13 protein-coding genes and 1 pseudogene are annotated in these 16,758 nt (G+C 71.3%); 5 read left to right on the forward strand and 9 right to left on the reverse strand.

The window, feature by feature from the left end:
* The first annotated feature begins 35 nt into the window (after positions 1 to 35).
* The 5 genes from cysD to DSY14_RS05850 all read left to right on the forward strand — a co-directional run bounded on the left by cysD (position 36) and on the right by DSY14_RS05850 (position 6,325).
* Positions 36 to 968 (forward strand): sulfate adenylyltransferase subunit CysD, encoded by a 933-nt coding sequence (gene cysD, locus DSY14_RS05830; RefSeq protein WP_211715419.1) that lies wholly within the window; start codon positions 36 to 38, stop codon positions 966 to 968.
* A gap of 88 nt (positions 969 to 1,056) precedes the next feature.
* Positions 1,057 to 2,325 (forward strand): sulfate adenylyltransferase subunit CysN, encoded by a 1,269-nt coding sequence (gene cysN, locus DSY14_RS05835; protein ID WP_211715420.1) that lies wholly within the window; start codon positions 1,057 to 1,059, stop codon positions 2,323 to 2,325.
* Between the two features lie 479 nt (positions 2,326 to 2,804).
* Positions 2,805 to 3,965, forward strand: a complete 1,161-nt coding sequence (locus tag DSY14_RS05840; protein ID WP_211715421.1) for a S8 family peptidase — start codon at positions 2,805 to 2,807, stop codon at positions 3,963 to 3,965.
* Positions 3,966 to 4,159: 194 nt separating this feature from the next.
* On the forward strand, positions 4,160 to 5,086 hold the full coding sequence (locus tag DSY14_RS05845; protein WP_307851135.1) for a sulfotransferase: 927 nt from the start codon (positions 4,160 to 4,162) through the stop codon (positions 5,084 to 5,086).
* Positions 5,087 to 5,191: 105 nt separating this feature from the next.
* The gene (locus DSY14_RS05850; protein WP_307851136.1) at positions 5,192 to 6,325 is read left to right on the forward strand and encodes a glycosyl hydrolase; all 1,134 of its coding nucleotides are present in this window, start codon (positions 5,192 to 5,194) and stop codon (positions 6,323 to 6,325) included.
* A 99-nt stretch (positions 6,326 to 6,424) separates the two neighbouring features.
* Here the strand turns inward: DSY14_RS05850 and DSY14_RS05855 are convergent.
* The 9 genes and pseudogenes from DSY14_RS05855 to DSY14_RS05895 all read right to left on the reverse strand — a co-directional run.
* Positions 6,425 to 7,005 (reverse strand): annotated as a pseudogene (locus DSY14_RS05855) (GNAT family N-acetyltransferase); the annotation flags it as partial.
* Between the two features lie 198 nt (positions 7,006 to 7,203).
* On the reverse strand, positions 7,204 to 8,706 hold the full coding sequence (locus DSY14_RS05860; RefSeq protein ID WP_211715422.1) for a glycosyltransferase: 1,503 nt from the start codon (positions 8,704 to 8,706) through the stop codon (positions 7,204 to 7,206).
* A complete protein-coding gene (locus DSY14_RS05865; protein WP_211715423.1) occupies positions 8,703 to 9,161 on the reverse strand; it encodes a UDP-N-acetylglucosamine--LPS N-acetylglucosamine transferase in 459 nt (152 codons plus the stop codon). The genes DSY14_RS05860 and DSY14_RS05865 overlap by 4 nt, the downstream gene beginning before the upstream one ends.
* Positions 9,162 to 9,225: 64 nt before the next feature.
* Positions 9,226 to 10,797: a lipopolysaccharide biosynthesis protein gene (locus tag DSY14_RS05870; RefSeq protein WP_211715424.1), complete on the reverse strand. Its 1,572-nt coding sequence runs from the start codon at positions 10,795 to 10,797 to the stop codon at positions 9,226 to 9,228.
* Positions 10,767 to 11,642, reverse strand: coding sequence for a sulfotransferase (locus DSY14_RS05875; protein ID WP_211715425.1), 876 nt, complete (start codon positions 11,640 to 11,642; stop codon positions 10,767 to 10,769). The genes DSY14_RS05870 and DSY14_RS05875 overlap by 31 nt, the downstream gene beginning before the upstream one ends.
* A gap of 71 nt (positions 11,643 to 11,713) precedes the next feature.
* Positions 11,714 to 12,937, reverse strand: a complete 1,224-nt coding sequence (locus DSY14_RS05880; protein WP_211715426.1) for a phosphotransferase — start codon at positions 12,935 to 12,937, stop codon at positions 11,714 to 11,716.
* Positions 12,934 to 14,196 carry a ligase gene (locus tag DSY14_RS05885; protein ID WP_249187389.1) on the reverse strand — a complete coding sequence of 421 codons (1,263 nt, stop codon included), beginning with the start codon at positions 14,194 to 14,196 and terminating at the stop codon, positions 12,934 to 12,936. Before DSY14_RS05885 ends, DSY14_RS05880 begins: the two co-directional genes overlap by 4 nt.
* Positions 14,197 to 14,336: 140 nt before the next feature.
* Complete coding sequence (locus DSY14_RS05890; protein WP_211715428.1) at positions 14,337 to 16,031, reverse strand: Wzz/FepE/Etk N-terminal domain-containing protein; 1,695 nt, start codon at positions 16,029 to 16,031, stop codon at positions 14,337 to 14,339.
* A 294-nt stretch (positions 16,032 to 16,325) separates the two neighbouring features.
* On the reverse strand, positions 16,326 to 16,718 hold the full coding sequence (locus tag DSY14_RS05895) for a DUF4190 domain-containing protein (protein ID WP_211715429.1): 393 nt from the start codon (positions 16,716 to 16,718) through the stop codon (positions 16,326 to 16,328).
* Between the last annotated feature and the right edge of the window lie 40 nt (positions 16,719 to 16,758).

Genomic DNA, 16,758 nt, shown 5'->3' on the forward strand with positions numbered 1-16,758 from the left:
CGGCCTCGTGTGTCGGTACTTCTAAGGCGGATTCCATGGGTCAGGCCAGCCAGCAGGCCCTCGGGCGCTACCAGCTCTCACAGCTGGACGTGCTCGAGGCCGAGTCGATCTTCATCATGCGCGAGGTGGCCGCGGAGTTCGAGCGGCCCGTGCTGCTCTTCTCCGGCGGCAAGGACTCCATCGTCATGCTGCGTCTGGCGGAGAAGGCGTTCTGGCCCGGGCCGATCCCGTTCCCCGTCATGCACGTGGACACCGGGCACAACTTCGAGGAGGTCATCGACTTCCGCGACCGTCGGGTGGCCCAGGCCGGGGTGCGCCTGGTGGTCGCCTCCGTGCAGGAGCAGATCGACGCGGGCAAGGTGAGCGAGCCCACGGGGCGTTGGGCCAGCCGCAACCGGCTCCAGACCTCCGCCCTGCTGGAGGCCATCGAGGAGAACGGCTTCGACGCCGCTTTCGGCGGCGCACGGCGTGACGAGGAGAAGGCGCGGGCCAAGGAACGCGTCTTCTCCTTCCGTGACGAGTTCGGCCAGTGGGACCCCAAGAACCAGCGCCCCGAACTGTGGAACGTGTACAACACCCGGATCAACCGCGACGAGCACATCCGGGTCTTCCCCATCTCGAACTGGACCGAGCTGGACGTGTGGGAGTACATCAAGCGCGAGCGGCTGGAGCTGCCCTCCATCTACTTCGCGCACGAGCGTCGTGTCTTCGAGCGCGACGGCATCCTGCTCGCCGACTCCCCGCTCATCCGACGCGACGAGACCGAGGTCCCCTTCGACGAGGTCGTCCGCTACCGCACCGTCGGCGACCTGACCTGCACGGGCGCCGTCAAGTCCACCGCCGTGGAACTGGACGACATCATCACGGAGATCGCGGCGACCCGGATCACCGAGCGCGGACAGACCCGCGCCGATGACCGCGCCGGTGAGGCGGCCATGGAGGACCGCAAGCGCGAGGGCTACTTCTGATCCCCACCGCGCCCGAACGGCCCTTCCGGGGGCCGCTTCCCTCCCTCGCCCACGGCCGTCCCACCCTTCGCACATTGGACCAGGCATCATGACCAACGACATTCTGCGGTTCGCCACGGCGGGCTCCGTCGACGACGGCAAGAGCACCCTCATCGGCCGACTGCTGTACGACTCCAAGTCGATCTTCGAGGACCAGCTCGAAGCCGTCGAACGCACCAGCGTCGCGCGCGGTGAGGAGCAGACCAACCTCGCGCTGCTCACCGACGGCCTGCGCGCCGAGCGCGAGCAGGGCATCACCATCGACGTGGCCTACCGTTACTTCGCCACGCCCAAACGCACCTTCATCATCGCCGACACCCCCGGGCACATCCAGTACACCCGGAACATGGTCACCGGCGCCTCCACCGCGGACCTCGCGATCATCCTGGTCGACGCCCGCAAGGGGCTCCAGGAGCAGAGCCGCCGGCACGCGTTCCTCACCACCCTGCTCCAGGTGCCGCACCTGGTGCTGGCGGTGAACAAGATGGACCTGGTCGACTACTCCCAGGACCGCTTCGAGGAGATCAAGGCCGAGTTCTCCGAGTTCGCCGCGAAGCTGGACGCGCGCGACCTCACGTTCGTGCCGATCTCGGCGCTGCACGGCGACAACGTGGTCGACAGGTCCGCGCACATGCCCTGGTACACGGGCTGCTCGCTGTTGCACCACCTGGAGAACGTGCACATCGCCTCCGACCGCAACCTCATCGACGCGCGGTTCCCGGTCCAGTACGTCATCCGGCCGCACAAGTCGGACGACCCCGAACTGCACGACTACCGTGGGTACGCGGGCCAGCTCGCCGGGGGCGTGCTCAAGCCGGGCGACGAGGTCACCCACCTGCCCTCGGGCCTGTCCACGCGGGTGTCGCGGATCCTCACCGCCGACGGTGAGGTGGCCGAGGCCTTCTCGCCGATGTCGGTCACCCTCCTGTTGGAGGACGAGATCGACATCTCCCGGGGCGACATGATCTGCCGGCCCAACAACACGCCGGCGGTCTCCCAGGACATCGAGGCGATGGTGTGCTGGATGACGGACACGCGCAAGCTCACCCCGCGTTCCCGACTGCTCGTCAAGCACACGACCCGTACCGCGAAGGTGATGGTCAAGGACCTGCGCTACCGGTTGGACGTCAACTCGCTGCACCGTGACGAGCAGGCCGACCACCTGGCGCTCAACGAGATCGGTCGGGTCCGGCTGCGCTCCACCCAGCCGTTGTTCGTGGACGAGTACGGCAAGAATCGGCAGACCGGTGGGTTCATCCTCATCGACGAGGCCACCAACACCACGGTGGGCGCCGGCATGGTGGTCCGGGCCGAGTAGGGGCCACGGCCGGGCCACCGGCCCGCACCGCGCGAACGGGACCGTCCGAGGACGGTCCCGTTCTCATGTTCCCGGCCGGTCGCGTGGTCGCTCGGACCGTTCGGGGCCGTGCGGGCAAAGGTGAGATCTTACGAGCGTATTTCTCAATGTCCATGTTTAAGAGGCATTTTTTCGGTTCGGAGTACCGAAAGGCACGGTGTGAATGGCGGCCGGCCGAGGGGGCGAAGTTACCCGGCGTTAGGGCTCTGTGCAGGGGCGGGGACCTGGCGCGGTGTCAGGCTTTCGACGACGAATCGGGTCGCACTGTCAGACATCGGATGAATGACACGAGCAGAAAAAATCCGTCCCAAGTCTGGAAATCGCGGTTCAAGTCTGTCTAAAGTGTCCAAATCGCAGGCGAGTTCGCAATCGAGCGAATACGCACGGTGAGGGCTCCCTGTGTGATGGAACCCCCATTACCCCCACAAGGAGGAAATCGCGTGAAGAAGCACCCCACCCGCAGGGTCGCCATCGGCGCCGTCGCGGTCGGCGCGCTCACCGTCCCGATGGCTCTCTCCGGGGCCGTAGCGGCAGGCGCCGACGACCTCGCGCCGGTCTACACCTCCTCCTCCGCGGCGGGCGGCGACTGGTTCGTCGTCCTGGAGGACTCGATCACGACCTCCTCGGTCTCCCCGTCGTCACTGGGGATCTCCTCCGACCAGGTGAACCACACCTACGACGAGGTCATCAACGGCTACTCGGCCTCCCTGAGCGCCGCCGAGGTCGAGGAACTGCGCGCGCAGGACGGCGTCGCCTACATCGAGCAGGTCGGCGAGGTCGAGATCTCGCTCACCTGGGGGCTGGACCGGATCGACCAGGAGGACCTGCCCCTGGACGACTCGTACACCACCGACGCCGACGGTTCCGGCTCCTCGGTCTACATCATCGACACCGGCATCGACCCGGACCACTCCTCGTTCGGTGGGCGCGCCGAGGTCGGCTTCGACGCCACCGGCGGTGACGGTCTCGACCGTCAGGGCCACGGCACCCACGTCGCCGGCACCGTCGGCGCCGACACCTACGGTGTGGCGCCCGGCGCCGACCTGATCGGTGTGAAGGCCCTGGGCGACGACGGTTCCGGTACCTACGACGACATCGTCGCGGCCATCGACTGGGTGGCCGAGGACGCCGGTGCCGGCGCGGTCGCCAACCTGTCCCTGGGCGGCCCGGCCTCGCAGGCCGTCGACGACGCCGTCGACTCCCTGTCCGCCTCCGGTGTGTTCGTGGCCGTGGCCGCGGGCAACGAGGGCCAGGACGCGGGCAATGTCTCCCCGGCCGGCGCCGAGGGCGTCGTCACCGTCGGTGCCTCCGACGAGACCGACACCGCCGCCTCCTTCTCCAACCACGGCTCGGCCGTGGACATCTACGCCCCCGGCGTGGACGTGGAGTCGACCGTGCCCGGTGGCGGCACCGACAGCTACGACGGCACCTCGATGGCCAGCCCGCACGTGGCCGGCGCCGCCGCGCTGTACAAGAGCGGTCTGGGCGACGACGACCAGGACACCATCCTGGACTGGCTCGTCTCCAACGCCGGTGAGGACAAGCTGAGCAGCGTGCCCAGCGGCACCGTCAACCTTCTGCTGAACGTCGAGGGTCTGTAGGACCCACCGGATTGTGGAGACCCCGCGCGTCCGCAAGCCGGAATGATCGACAGCCGACGGGACGGCCCCGGGTCGGAGGATGCCCCTCCGATCCGGGGCCGCGTCGTGTCCGCCCCGGCATTCGGGGGTGACGGGGCCGAAGGTGTGGTGACTTTTCGCTCTTGGGAGATGACCGAAAGTAATAGTCTGGGGGTGTGGATGGATATCGACTGGTCTTCGTCGGGGGAATGGGCCGTTCCGGCTCGACCCTGATCGAGCGTTTCCTTGGTGAGTTGCCCGGCTTCTGTTCCGTCGGGGAGGTCGTGCACCTGTGGCGTCGCGGCCTGCTGGAGAACGAACGCTGCGGCTGTGGTCTGGCCTTCGCCGACTGTGGGTTCTGGGTGGAGGTGGGCAAACGCGCCTTCGGCGGTTGGGAGCGGCTGGACCTGCCCCGGGTCCTGCGCCTGAAAAACAGTGTGGACCGCACCCGGTTCCTGCCGCTCCTGCTCAACGAGGTGGCCGACGAGAGCGCCGTCGCGGCGCGGGGCATGCGCTACACCGACCTCTATCACCGGCTCTACTCCGCCGTGTCGGAGGTCGCCGGTGCGCGGGTGATCGTCGACGCGAGCAAACACGCCTCCCTGGCGGCCTGTCTGCGTCGTCGGTACGGAAGTCGGATGCGCCTGCTGCACGTGGTGCGCGACCCTCGGGCGGTGGCCCACTCCTGGGGGAAGAGGGTGGCCCGGCCCGAGGCCTCCCTCGCCTCCAGCGAACCGGAGATGGCCCGCTACTCGGCCGGCCGTTCCGCGGTCCAGTGGATGACGCAGAACTCCGCGATGGACGCCCTGGCCCGGCTGGGCGTCCCCACCCTGCGGGTCCGGTACGAGGACTTCGTGGCCGACCCCGCGAGCGAGTTCGAGCGGATCGCCGAGTTCGCCGGGCACGTCGGTCCGCCACTGGCCCTGGGTGAGCAGGGCGTGACGATGTCGGTGGGACACGCCATCTCGGGGAACCCGATGCGTTTCCAGGGTGGTCCGGTCGGGGTGCGGGCCGACCATCGCTGGCGGGAGGAGTTGGCCCCCTGGCGGCGCCGCCTCGTCACGGCGGCCACCGCGCCACTGCGGGGGCGCTATGGGTACTGATGTCCGCTGTGTGGCCGCGCGGGGTGTTGTCGACGAAATAAATGACGTATGGTCACTCTCTGAATACTCTGAGTAACGATCGGGTGAACCAGGGGGCGATGTGCCGTGGACAGCGGACCGGTTCGAGGTATGGCGGCGGCGGGGGTACTGCTCCTTGTTCTGGGGCTGGCCGGAACGAGTGACGGGCCCATGGTCGCCGACACGCCGGACGAACGTCCACTGCCGGGGGACGCGGCCGCTCCGCGCGCGGCCGCGCTCCCTGGTGCGCCGTCCGCCCCTGAGGCGGGCTGCACCGTGTCCGACATCCTCGAACCCTCGTGCGGGGTCTGGTGGGGTGCCAGCCCCTACCAGGACGACATCGAGCCGCTGGAGGCCGCGGTCGGCCGGGAGATGGACATCGTCTACACCTGGCGCGGCATCGACCAGCCCCACGTGCCGGCCCGGCGAGAACTGGACATGATCGCCGAGGGGCGCGTGGTCCACACCAACATCGAGGCGCGCCGGTTCACGCGTTCCGGTCATCCCGACATCCCCTACAGCAACATCCTCGACGGCGAGTTCGACTCGTCCCTGCGGTCACAGGCCCGCACCATCGCCGACACCGAGGTGCCCTACTTCGTCACCTTCGACCACGAGGCGGACGCCAACAAGCGGTACAACAGCCGGGGGACCCCCGAGGAGTTCGTGCGCTCCTGGCGCCACATCGTGGATCTGTACCGGGAGGAGGGCGCGGACAACGTCATCTGGGTGTGGAACGTGACCGGATGGGCCGACAACCTCGACCGGCTCCCCGGGCTGTGGCCCGGCAACGACTACGTCGACTGGATCAGCTGGGAGGCGTACAACATGACCGGCTGCGACATCATGCCGAACTGGACCGACGTCCACTCCTTCGAGGAGGCCCTCGCCCCCGCCTACGAGTGGATCCAGCAGGAGGGGCCCCGGCACGGGATCGACGCCACCAAGCCGGTGATGATCGGCGAGATGGGCACCACCGACATCGGTGCCAGGCAGACCTTCGACTGGTACGCGGAGATCCCCGAGGTCCTCAAGCGCTACGAGCGCGTCCGGGCGGTCAAGGTCTGGGACAACAAGGTCTCCGACGGCTGCGACTTCCGCATCAAGGCCAACGAGAACGCCCGCCGCGGCTTCGAGCTGGCCGGGCAGGACCCCTACGTGAACCTGCCGGAGCGGGTCCGCCGCCTGGTCGAGTTCGCCGAGGGTCGCGGCAGGGACTGAGGCGCTCTCGGCGGACGCCGGGTGCCGCCCGGACACCGAGAAGGGTCGCACCCGCGGACGAGGCGTGCGGATCGGGGCGCGTGCCCGACGCGGGGGTCGGCCGCTCACGGGGCGGGACATCGCCCAGGTCCGGGGGCCGCCGTCGGGCAGTGCGTACTCGGCGTCCACGGTGAACCCCAATGAACGGTGGAGCCGGACGTTGCCGACGCCGGAGGTCTCCAGGAACGCGGGGACGCCCGCGGCGTCCGCCTCGCCCAGCCCGACCTCGATCACCCGTCGGCCCAGACCACGCCCGCGGGCCTCGGGGCGCACCCCCACGGTGCTCAGGAACCACACCGGTGCGGTGGGTCGGTGGCTCTCCATGGCCTCCTCGGCCGAGGCGTAGGCCTCGGCGCGGTCCCCGCCGGCTCCACCAGGGTGGGCAGGAGGCGTTCCAGGGTGACGTCGGCCCCGCCGGAGTCCGGGGTGGACCACACCGCGACGGCGGCCAGATCGTCGGAGACCCAGACCCGTCCGTGCGGCAGCCCGAACTCGGTGAGGAAGATCCGCTGGAACCCGGGGAGTCGGGCGAGGTGATCGTCGGCGGAGATGGTGTGCCGGATGAAGGGGTGGTCCGCGAACGCCGCGGTCGACGTGTCCGCCGCTCCCGCGACGTCGTCGGCCGTGGCCTCCCTGCTCATGTGCTCCCCCTCGTGTCGGCCCGGCGGCGTCGCCGGTGTTCCCCGGAGGCCACCGGCCGCCTTCGTGCGGCTCCACGCACTCCCCGGGACGGGAACAGCGGCCGCCCCTCGCCATCCGCTTCTTCCGCTGGAGGTGAGGCCGGAATCGCCCGGGGGGTTCCACCGCGCGGGAGTCGGTGGAACCCCCCGGTCCGTCCCCTAGAGCCCCTTGCCCCGCAGGTGCAGCGTGCGCAGGATCCATCCCGGGGGCACCCCGCAGACGACCAGGAACGCCAGGAGGGCGCGCGCCTCCCACGGGCGGGCGCGCAGGGTGGTGCCGATCCACCGCAACGCCGCCCTCCGGTGCCCGGCCGACGCCTCCGCGAAGGCGATCTGTCCGGCGATGCGCGCGTGGCCGCGCGGCACCACCCGGAACTCCGGGTACCGCTCCAACAGCCAGCGCAGGGCCGTGGAGATGGTCTGCCAGCGTTCGGAGAAGAACGACTTGCGGTGCCACAGGACCCGGACCCCCACCTCGGGGATGTTGCGGATCGGCGCCCGGCGGGCCAGCCTCAGCAGCAGCTCGTAGTCCTCGGCGTAGCTGCCCGGGATCTCCTCGTCCACCGCCCCGCAGCCGTCCACCATGGCGGACCGGCGGATGAGGAAGGTGGACGGGTGCAGCTCGGTCAGGCGCGACCCCAGCAGGTCACCGAAGGTGACGCTGGTGCGGTGCAGGGTCCTGTCCGACTCCACCTCGTCGTAGACCACCCGGATGCCGCAGCACACCATGTCCGTGTCCGGCTCGGCGCGCAGGACCTCCATCTGGGCGCTCAGCTTGTGGGGCAGCCAGGTGTCGTCGTCGTCGCAGAACGCCACGAACTCGGTGTCGGCGGCGAGCACACCCGTGTTGCGCGCTCCCGCCAGGCCCGGGGTGAGCCCGTTGGTCACCACACGGACCGGACGCTCGCCCTCGTCCTCGGCCAGGGAGGGGTCCGGCTCGTCGTTGTCGAAGACCACGATGGTGGTGATCCGGCCGGGGTAGTCCTGCTCGGCCACCGCGCGCAGGGTGCGTCGCAGCAGCTCGGGCCGGTCCCGGGTCGGCACGACCACGGTCACCTCGGGCCGGTCCTCGTCACCCCGCACCGGGAGGGGGCGCGCCTCGGGCGCCTCCCGCTCGGCGACCAGGTCGATGAGCGCTCCGGCGCGTCGTGCCGCCTCCGCCGGTCCGTGGTCGGTGTCGGGTGCCACCCGGAAGTCCTCCGGCGAGGAGAGCGCCTTGTCGAGCAGGGCGTACAGCCCCTGGGCGGTCGCACACGCGCGGACCCGACCCGACCGCTCCAACCGGTCGACGAACAGGAGTTGGTGGTCATCGACGTGTTCGTCCAGTTCGGGGTCGCGCGCCACCACGATCGGCAGGTGCCCGGACGACCGCGCCTGGACGATCGTGCCGGGCCCGCCGTGGCAGACCACGGCCCCGGCGTGTTCCATGGCCTCCGACAACGTCTCGCCGGGCAGGAACGGCGTGCCCGTGGAACTCGACGGGGCCGCGCTGTGCCCGTGCTGGACGAGCACTCGAAGGTCGGGGTGCCGCCGGGCGTAGTCGTCGACCCAACGCACCAGGCGGTCGAACGCGTGGTGGTCGGTGCCCACACTGACGACCACGTCCGGATGGGTGTGGTCGTCCTGGCGGTGCGGGCGCTGGGATGTGGTCTGTTCGGTCACAGGAGCGGTCCTACGGTGATCGCGGTCGGCATGAACGAGCGTTGTTCCTCCCATTGGGTGAGGAACAGGCGGGTGAACGGGGCGCAGAGCCGGGCGGTGAGGGTCGGGGTGTCGATGCGGTCGTAGACCTCGATGTAGACGGTCGGGATCCGCAGCGCCCAGGCCAGGACGAAGAACGGCAGCGCGACCCCGGCCCCGGTGCTGACCACCACGGACGGGCGCCGTTCGCGCATCGTCCGCAGGGCGAGCCCGGTGTTGCGCAGCAGGTTGCCGAGATGGCGGGTGGTGGGGTGGTGGGCCCAGCGCACCGACTCGTCACCGAGGGTGGACTCGGCGTCGGGGGTGCGGAAGGTGACCCAGACGCGTTCTCTCTCCTGCCACCAGGGTCGTAGCGACCACAACTGGGCGAGGTGGCCGCCGCTGGAGGCGACCAGGAGAACCGGGCGTGCGGACAATGCGTGCTCCATCCATGGCTGTGAGTGACGAACACGGGGGTGAGGGGGCCGGGAAGTGCGCGGTTCACCCGCGCAAACGGAGTTCCAGGTGGTCGCGCAGCCACCAGACCGAGGCCAGGTGCCCGAGCGCGCCCACGGAAACGGCGAGGACGAGGGTGGGGAGGCCGCCTCCGACGACGGCCCCGGCCAGGAGCGGCACCGCGCCGAACCAGAGCGAGGCGCCTCCGACGGCCACCAACACCGGCCGACTCACCGGGTGCAGTGCCACCAGCGACCGCAGTTGCCACAGTGGCAGCACCTTGCGGACCAGCACGGCGGCCACCAGGGCCACCGCCGCCCCAGGCGCACCGTAGGAGGGCGCCAACAGTACGCACAGGCCGAGGTTGACCAGCAGCGACAGGAGGTTGTTGGCCAGGTTCAGTCCGGTGCGACCGGTCATGGTGAGGACGAGGTCGCCCATGCCCAGAACGGACGCGACGAGCTGCCCGGCGCACACCACCACCAGCACCGTCGCGCCGGCGGCGTACTCGGCGCCGAACAGCCGCATGACCTCGGGGGCGAACACCAGGGCCGACAGGTAGAGCGGCCAGGTCAGGCACACCAACCAGGCGGTCCCCGCCTGGTAGAGGGAGCGCACTCCGGCGTGGTCGCGGGAGGCCAGCAGTTCGGCGAAGCGCGGTTGCGCCGCGTTCAGCACCGCCTGGGTGCCGAACTGCCCCACGACCATGATCCGCGTCGCGGCGGTGAACACCGCCGCGCCGGTCAGGCCGTTCAGCAGCGCCACCATCACCACCCCGCCGCGCTGCACCCCCATCTGGGCCACCCCGCCCAGGGCCCGGGGCAGGGCGAAGGCCCAGAACACCGCCGGGGTGACCGGGTGCGTCCGTCGGTCCGGCGGACCGTGCGTCGTGGCGTCGTCCGGGACGGCCGGGGCCTCCGAGAACGTCCCGTCCGGCACGGGGGCCGACCGGCGGATGATCCGACCCGCCCAGAACCAGGCCAGCACCGCCGCGGGCAGGTAGGGGCCGGCCCAGGCGAGCGCGAGCAGTCCCCCAGACCCGCTCAGGACGATCAACCCCACCAGCGCCAGTTGCGCCGACGGTCGGCCGACCTTGTCCACCAACGCGGTCGCCGTCATGTCGTGATGGGCCCGGGTCGCCGCCAACGCGGAGTCGGTCAGCACCGCGAACGGCAGGAACACCGCGAGCAGCCGGAGGTAGGTGGCCGCCTCCTCCGGCCCCAGGGCCTCGGCCAACGGCCGGGCGAACACCAGCAGCAGCGCCGCCGACACCAGCGACGTCGCCACGGCGGGGCCCATGGCCAGCCGCAGCAGCGCGGGCACGCCGCCGGGCCGCCCGAACACGCGCATCCGGGCGATGAAGTACACCAGCCCGTCCGGGGCGCCCAGGTTCGCCATCGCCGCTAGGATCAGGAACACCGAGGTGGCGAAGAACAGCAGCCCCGCCGTCTCCTGGGAGAACGCCCGGGTGATCGCGATGATCAGGGCGAGGTTGAGCGCGGCGCCCACCACCGCGCCGGCCATGTTCACCACCCCGCCGCGCAGGACACGGCGGACCCCGGTGTCGGAGCCGTGCGCGGAGGTGGTCACGTGCACCACGACGGTGTGCGCCCCCACCAGTCGGCGAGGCGGGCGTCGCTGTCGGTGAACCGCGAGGTCAGTTCGGCGCGCAGGGGTTCGGGCATCATCGCCCGCTTCCGGGCGTTGTGCCGGCCGGGCGGGACCATCGGCGCGGGCGGTAGCTCCAGGAAGCGGATGATCTCCTCCAGGGCCCGGGAGGTGCCGTCGAACAGGTCCGCGTAGTCGACCACGTGCAGGCGTTCGCGGCCCAGGTGACGTTCCATGCGCACGAGCTGGTCCACGTAGTGCCCGCGTGCCACGTACCCGTGGTGCTGGTGGGAGTGGGAGTAGTGGCCCGGGTCGGCGATCATGCGTTCCTCCTCCCCGGCCAGTCGGTCCTCCTCCCACTCGATCGCGCGCGCGAAGGGCGCCGTCTCGAAGCCCCGAGCCGTCTCGTGGGCGTGCGCCGAGTAGGCCCGTTCCACCGGGTCGCGCAGGATCACGACCACCTTGCCCTCCGGCAGCTCACGGGCGATCCGCTCCGGAGCCAGGGGGTGGAACAGGTAGTACGGGCTGGACTCGAACACCCGGGTCCGGGGCCGGCCCCATCGGGCGCGCAGACCGCCGCGCAACGGGAAGTGCGAGCGGTACCAGTCCAGACCGCGGTGGTGTCCGGTGTCGAAGTAGTGGACGCCCTTGCGCAGGACCGGGCCGGTCACCGCCGGGTGTCGGCTCAGGGACTTGAACAGGGAGGTCGTCCCCGAACGCTGGGCGCCGCAGATGAGGAAGTCGGGCAGCGCCCGCGCGTGGCGGGTCAGCCCGCCCAGGCCGTCGGCGAGCGGCAGCAGGGCCTGTCTGGCAGGGACGGCCAGGCGGGTCAGCGCAGAGGTGTCCGGGGACATCACGGGCTCCTTCGGTGTGGGTGGGTGGCGCGGACGGTGGGGCCGGTCCGGGCGGTGTGGGCGGCGTCGCGTCAGCCGGCGTGGGCGGCCTCGTGGGCGGCGCGCTCCTGGAGTCCCTCCAACGCGGGGAGCAGCCAGTCGTCCACCGAAGCGAGGTGGCCACCGCTCTCCGCCTGCCGGTCCTGCAGGTAGCGGGTGGCCAGGTCGATCAGGTACAGCGCCATCACGGTCGACACCGTGTGCGGGCGCAGCCCGTGCTCGGCCATGAGGGGATCGCGCAGCAGGCGCGCGCCGCTGTCCAACCAGCGGTGCACCCCCGGGTGCACGCCCGCCTGTACGCACTCGTTGAGGTCGTAGTGCAGGGCGTCGAAGCCGGCGGGCGCGTCCATGGCCAGGCGCTCCCAGTCCCACACGAACGAGCGCCGCGCCGTGCCGGCGATGTTCCACCGGGTCAGGTCACCGTGCCAGGCACCGAAGGGCAGGTGCACGTCCGGAAGCCGGTGCAGTGCCGCGCGCAGCGGTGCGGCCTCGGGTCGGGAGCCGAGCTTGGCGATGCGTTCGTCCAGGGCGCGTCGGTACGGGCTCACCGACAGGCGCCGTTCCCGTACCGGGGCCAGGGTGACGATCTGGGTGACACAGCGCAGGAGTTGGCGGCGGGTGGGGCGATCCGTCTGGTCGCCCACGGGCAGCGCCTCCTGGACCATCAGGGGCTGCCCGTTCCACTCGCCGTCGTAGAGCAGGCGGGGTACGGTCACGTCCCGCATCGGTCTCTCCGCCAGATGGCGCAGTGCCCGGGTCTCGGCCCGCACCAGCCGCCCGGTCAGCTCGTTGACGGCGACCTTGGCGTACCCGATCGTCCGCCCACCCGGGGTGAGCAGCAACAGGACCGGTTTGCGGTTGGCGCGCGGCGGACCCACGTGGATGGCGATGGCCAGTTCCCGATCGAGCGCGGTGGACAGCGCGTGCTCGATCCCCGGTCCCGCACCCACGTAGAGACGGTCCCGCAGCAGCAGCGGAGCGACCCCGCTGGCGAACGCGCCCGTCAACAACAGGGTGCGCAGCCGCTCCTTGAGGGAGTGCCCCTGGGCGAACGAGGTGATGCCCCGGGTCGCCGCCGAACGGTTGCCCGCGGGCAGGATCACCCGGGGGTTGTGCGCGTTGGGCACCGGCAGGTACTGATTGCCCCGGTGGAGGGGCGCCATGCGCCGCATGCTGCCGTCCCCGTGCCCGAGCAGGCCGCCGCAAGGCCACAGCACCGCGGCCAGGTCGGTCAGGTAGGTGGTCTCGGTCCTCACAAGGCACCCCCTGTACGCGCCGTCCGGCCCGCGACCACCCGTGGTTCCTCGACGCGCCACAACAGGGCGACGGCGATCATGGTGACGGCGAGCGGGGACATGAGCGCGACGTAGAAGAACATGTACCAGAACAGAAGAAGCACGGTGAGCAGGGCCGCCTGCCCGACCACGGTGACCGCGGCCCGGTAGCGCCAGGCCACCAACGCGAAGAACGCGACGAACAGGGCCGTTCCGACCCACCCGGAGGCGATGAGCGTCATCCACAGCTGCCCCGCGTTGCCGATGACGTGCTGACCGCAGCCCGGGCACTCCGCGCTCGGACCGATGGCGATCGAGTCGGAGCTGCCCAGCCCCTCGCGGGTGGTGCCCCACCCCACGACCGGCGACAGGTCGGCGGCCTCGACCGAGGCGGCGTTGGTGGCCGCCCGTCCGTCGTCGCTGTGCGGGTTGTCGGCGCGGGCGCGCACCACGTCCGCCAGCGGGGACGCCGCCAGGGCGATGAGCAGCGCGACCACGGCGACGGCACCGGTGCCGACCAGCACCACCCGCCCCCGACGCACCGCCTGCGCGGCGCCGAAGGCCAGTGACAGAGCGAGACCGGCCCACAGGGCGCGGTTCAGGGAGTACACGATCGGGGCCACCGACAGGGCGGCGGCGAACAGCGCACCCCAGCGCGCCCACCCGGCTCCCTGCACCACCCAGGCCACCACCAGCCACACCAAAAGCAGGGACAGCATGTAGCCCCAGATGTTGGTGTACTCCCAGGGGGCCTTGGGGCGCGCGGACTCGTACCCGAAGATGTCCATGACCTGTGCGGACGCCGGATGGATCAGTGTCTGCATGTAGGGGTCGGAGACCAGGGCCCCGGGCAGCAGGTACTCCAGTGGCGCGGTGAACTCGAACCGCGGCGCGAGCATGCCGAGGTATCCGCCGGCGATGGTGACCAGGCACAGTACCGCCAGCGAGCCCGCCACGAGACGCACCGGCAGTTCACGTTCGGTCAGGTTGCCGACGTAGAGCATCACGACGGTCAGCACCAGGTAGTTGATGACCCTGAGCAGGGCCCCCGCGTAACCGCCGCTGTCGGGCACCGCGCCGGGCATCTCCAACGGCACCAGGGCCAGGCCCATCACCGTCCACACCAGGAACAACGCCCACAGCCAGAACCACGGCGGGACCCGGAGCCCCACCGCACGGTGGCGGCGCACCAGTTCCGCGAACATCGGCACCGCGAACAGCCAGTACGCGAACTGTCCCATCCCGAGCGCCCACCACACCGGGTACCCGGCGAGCAACCACACCAGAGGCCACCCGGTGACCGCGGCCGACCCGCGCCGCGCCGCGATCTGCCAGGTCACACCGGTCGAACCCGCCCCCTGGGCGGCCGTTTCCCCGGCCGTCAACGCCGTGTTCCGGCCGACGCCGCCGCACCGGAGGCGGGCTGCGCGGCCTCGCGCGACCTGTGGTCGGTCCCGGTGGGCCTCACCTCGCTGGGCGGCCGCGGCGCCGGCGGAACCGGCATCTGCGGGACCGGGACCGGCCCCGGACCGGGCTGGCGGGGCACCGTGATCGCGCCGGGAACGGGCACCCCGAAGCGCCGGCCCGCGGTGATCAGCCCGGTCAGGTTCGAGCGTGGGCTGAGCCCCAGCTCCACGACCGGCAGCAGCAGGTCCGCCGAGGCGGCCAGCGCGTGCACGTCGGCGCGCTCACCGGCGGAGACGGTCGCCACGACCACGAACTCCGCGCGCGAACGCAGCAGGTCCACGAGTTCGGCGGCTCCGCTCTGGACGGGGGCCACGGTGCCGGCGCTCCCGTGGCGCAGCACCCGCAGCCGGGGGACGTCGGCGGGGCGCACCGCCAGGTCGGCGGGGTCCTCCCCGTCGATGAGCACCTGGGCCAGGCCCGGCCCCTCGGGCAGCCCGAGGAGTTCGCTCACGGAGTCGGTGCGCGGGTCCGCGCAGACCAGCAGGGTGTCGGCGCCGCCACGGGCCAGCGCGGCCGCGAGGTTGACCGCGGCGGCGGTCCCGGCCCGACCGGGGGTGGTTCCGGTGACCACGATCAGCCGGCCCGGAGCGCGGGCGTCGTCGTCCGCGGCGTCGGCGGGGTTCGCGTCCGGGACCCGCGCGTCGGTCGCGGCCGGTCGGGCGCGGACCAGGTGCGCGAGCTCGTTGGCGCGCTGGCCGTCGGGGGAGGCGTCGTCGAGCAGGCCGGGGGAACGTCCGGAACGCCGGGTCGGGGAGGACAGGTCGAGCAGGACGGGCAGCCCGCCGACCCGCTCCGTGGACTCGACGTCGCGCAGGCGCGGATCGACCCGGTCACGGACCACGGCCGCGGCCAGCCCGCCCAGCAGGCCGAGCGCGGCACCGGCCACCATCCACAGCGGCAGGATCGGGGAGGAGGCCGACTCCGGAAGCGAGGCGGGCGTGATGATCTGCCCGGGTGAGACCGTCTCGCGCAGGGCGCTCAGCGGGCTGATGCCGTTGCCGAGGTCGCTGATCTCCTGGCGCAGGGCGTCGGCCCGTGCGTCCTCGCCGGCGGCGACCGTGCCCTGCCCGGTCAGCTCGGCCAGGTCGTCGTACCGGTCCTGCTGTTCGGCGCGCAGCGCCTCCAATCGGCCCTCGATGAGCGTCCGGGCCTGGGATCCGCGCTGCTCCAGGTAGGCGTCGGCGAGCGCCTCCGCGCCCTCCCGGGCCGACTCCGGGGTGCCCGCGGAGTAGTGCAGTTCCAGAATGTTGCTGTTGGGCGGAACGGTCACGTCGACGCGTTCGCGCACGTCCTCGGGGGTGGGCGCCCCCGGAAGCTCCTCGGCCGCGGCTCCGGCCACCCGGTCGGAGAGCACCACCTGGGCCTCGCTGTCGAGGTTGACGTCGCCGGTCAGCCGTCCCGACTGTTCACCGGTGAACTCGGCCATCCCGGTGGGGTGCACCTGAACCGAGGTGACGGAGGTGTAGGTGGAGGGCACGGCGAACGCTCCGGCGGCGGCGAGGACCAGTCCGCCGAGTACGCCGGCGCACACGAGGCGCCGGCGGCGCCTCAAGAGTGCGGTGTACTCCTTCAGTTCCGGTCCGGACGAGCCGGGGACATCGGTGTCCATCGGGTCCTCTCCACGCAGACATGGCAGCACTTTTAGTAAACGATTGCATACTAAGTGTAATCCCTTTGGGTCTGCCTGGTGGTCTCGGAAACAGTCCTTTTTCTCACTCCCCAATGTCCGGAAAGCCGGCTTGACCAGCGATGACGGCGGGGGCAAAGTCGGACTCCGGGCTCGCGGGCGCACAAAAGGGGCGGCGGGGATGTCACCCCACCGCCCCTCACCGAACGTGACCGCCGGGGCCGAAACCGGACTCGCGTGTGCGCGCCTCCCGCGTCTCGACCTCCGGGGCCGTGATCAGCCGCCGACGACCATCGTGGGCAGGCCGGTCCCGGACTCCCAGGCGTCGTCGCACACCTTCTGCGCCGAGACCGTGTGCGCCCGGGCCGCGCAGTCCCGGTACTCCCTGACCTGGTCGCTGTAGATGAGCAGGACCGAGACCATCGCCACGGAGATCACGACGCCCACCGCTCCCAGGACGACGCTCGACAGGGCGCCCGGGGCCGTGGATCCCTGCGCCCGCGCGGCCCGCCGGGCCCGCAGGCCCTGCACCACGCCGAGCGCGGACAGGAGCCCGCTGTAGGGCGGGAACAGCAGGCCGGCCAGCCCCAGGAACAGACCCCACAGGCCGCCTCGCTCGACCTTCGGGGGTCGGTCGTCGGCGTGCGTCTCCGGGCTGTTGTCGGTCACAGGTTCACTCCTTCGATGGCACCCGTGCAGGGCTGGGCGC

Origin of the sequence: Nocardiopsis sp. MG754419, assembly GCF_018207095.1 — a bacterium.
Lineage (GTDB): Bacteria > Actinomycetota > Actinomycetes > Streptosporangiales > Streptosporangiaceae > Nocardiopsis.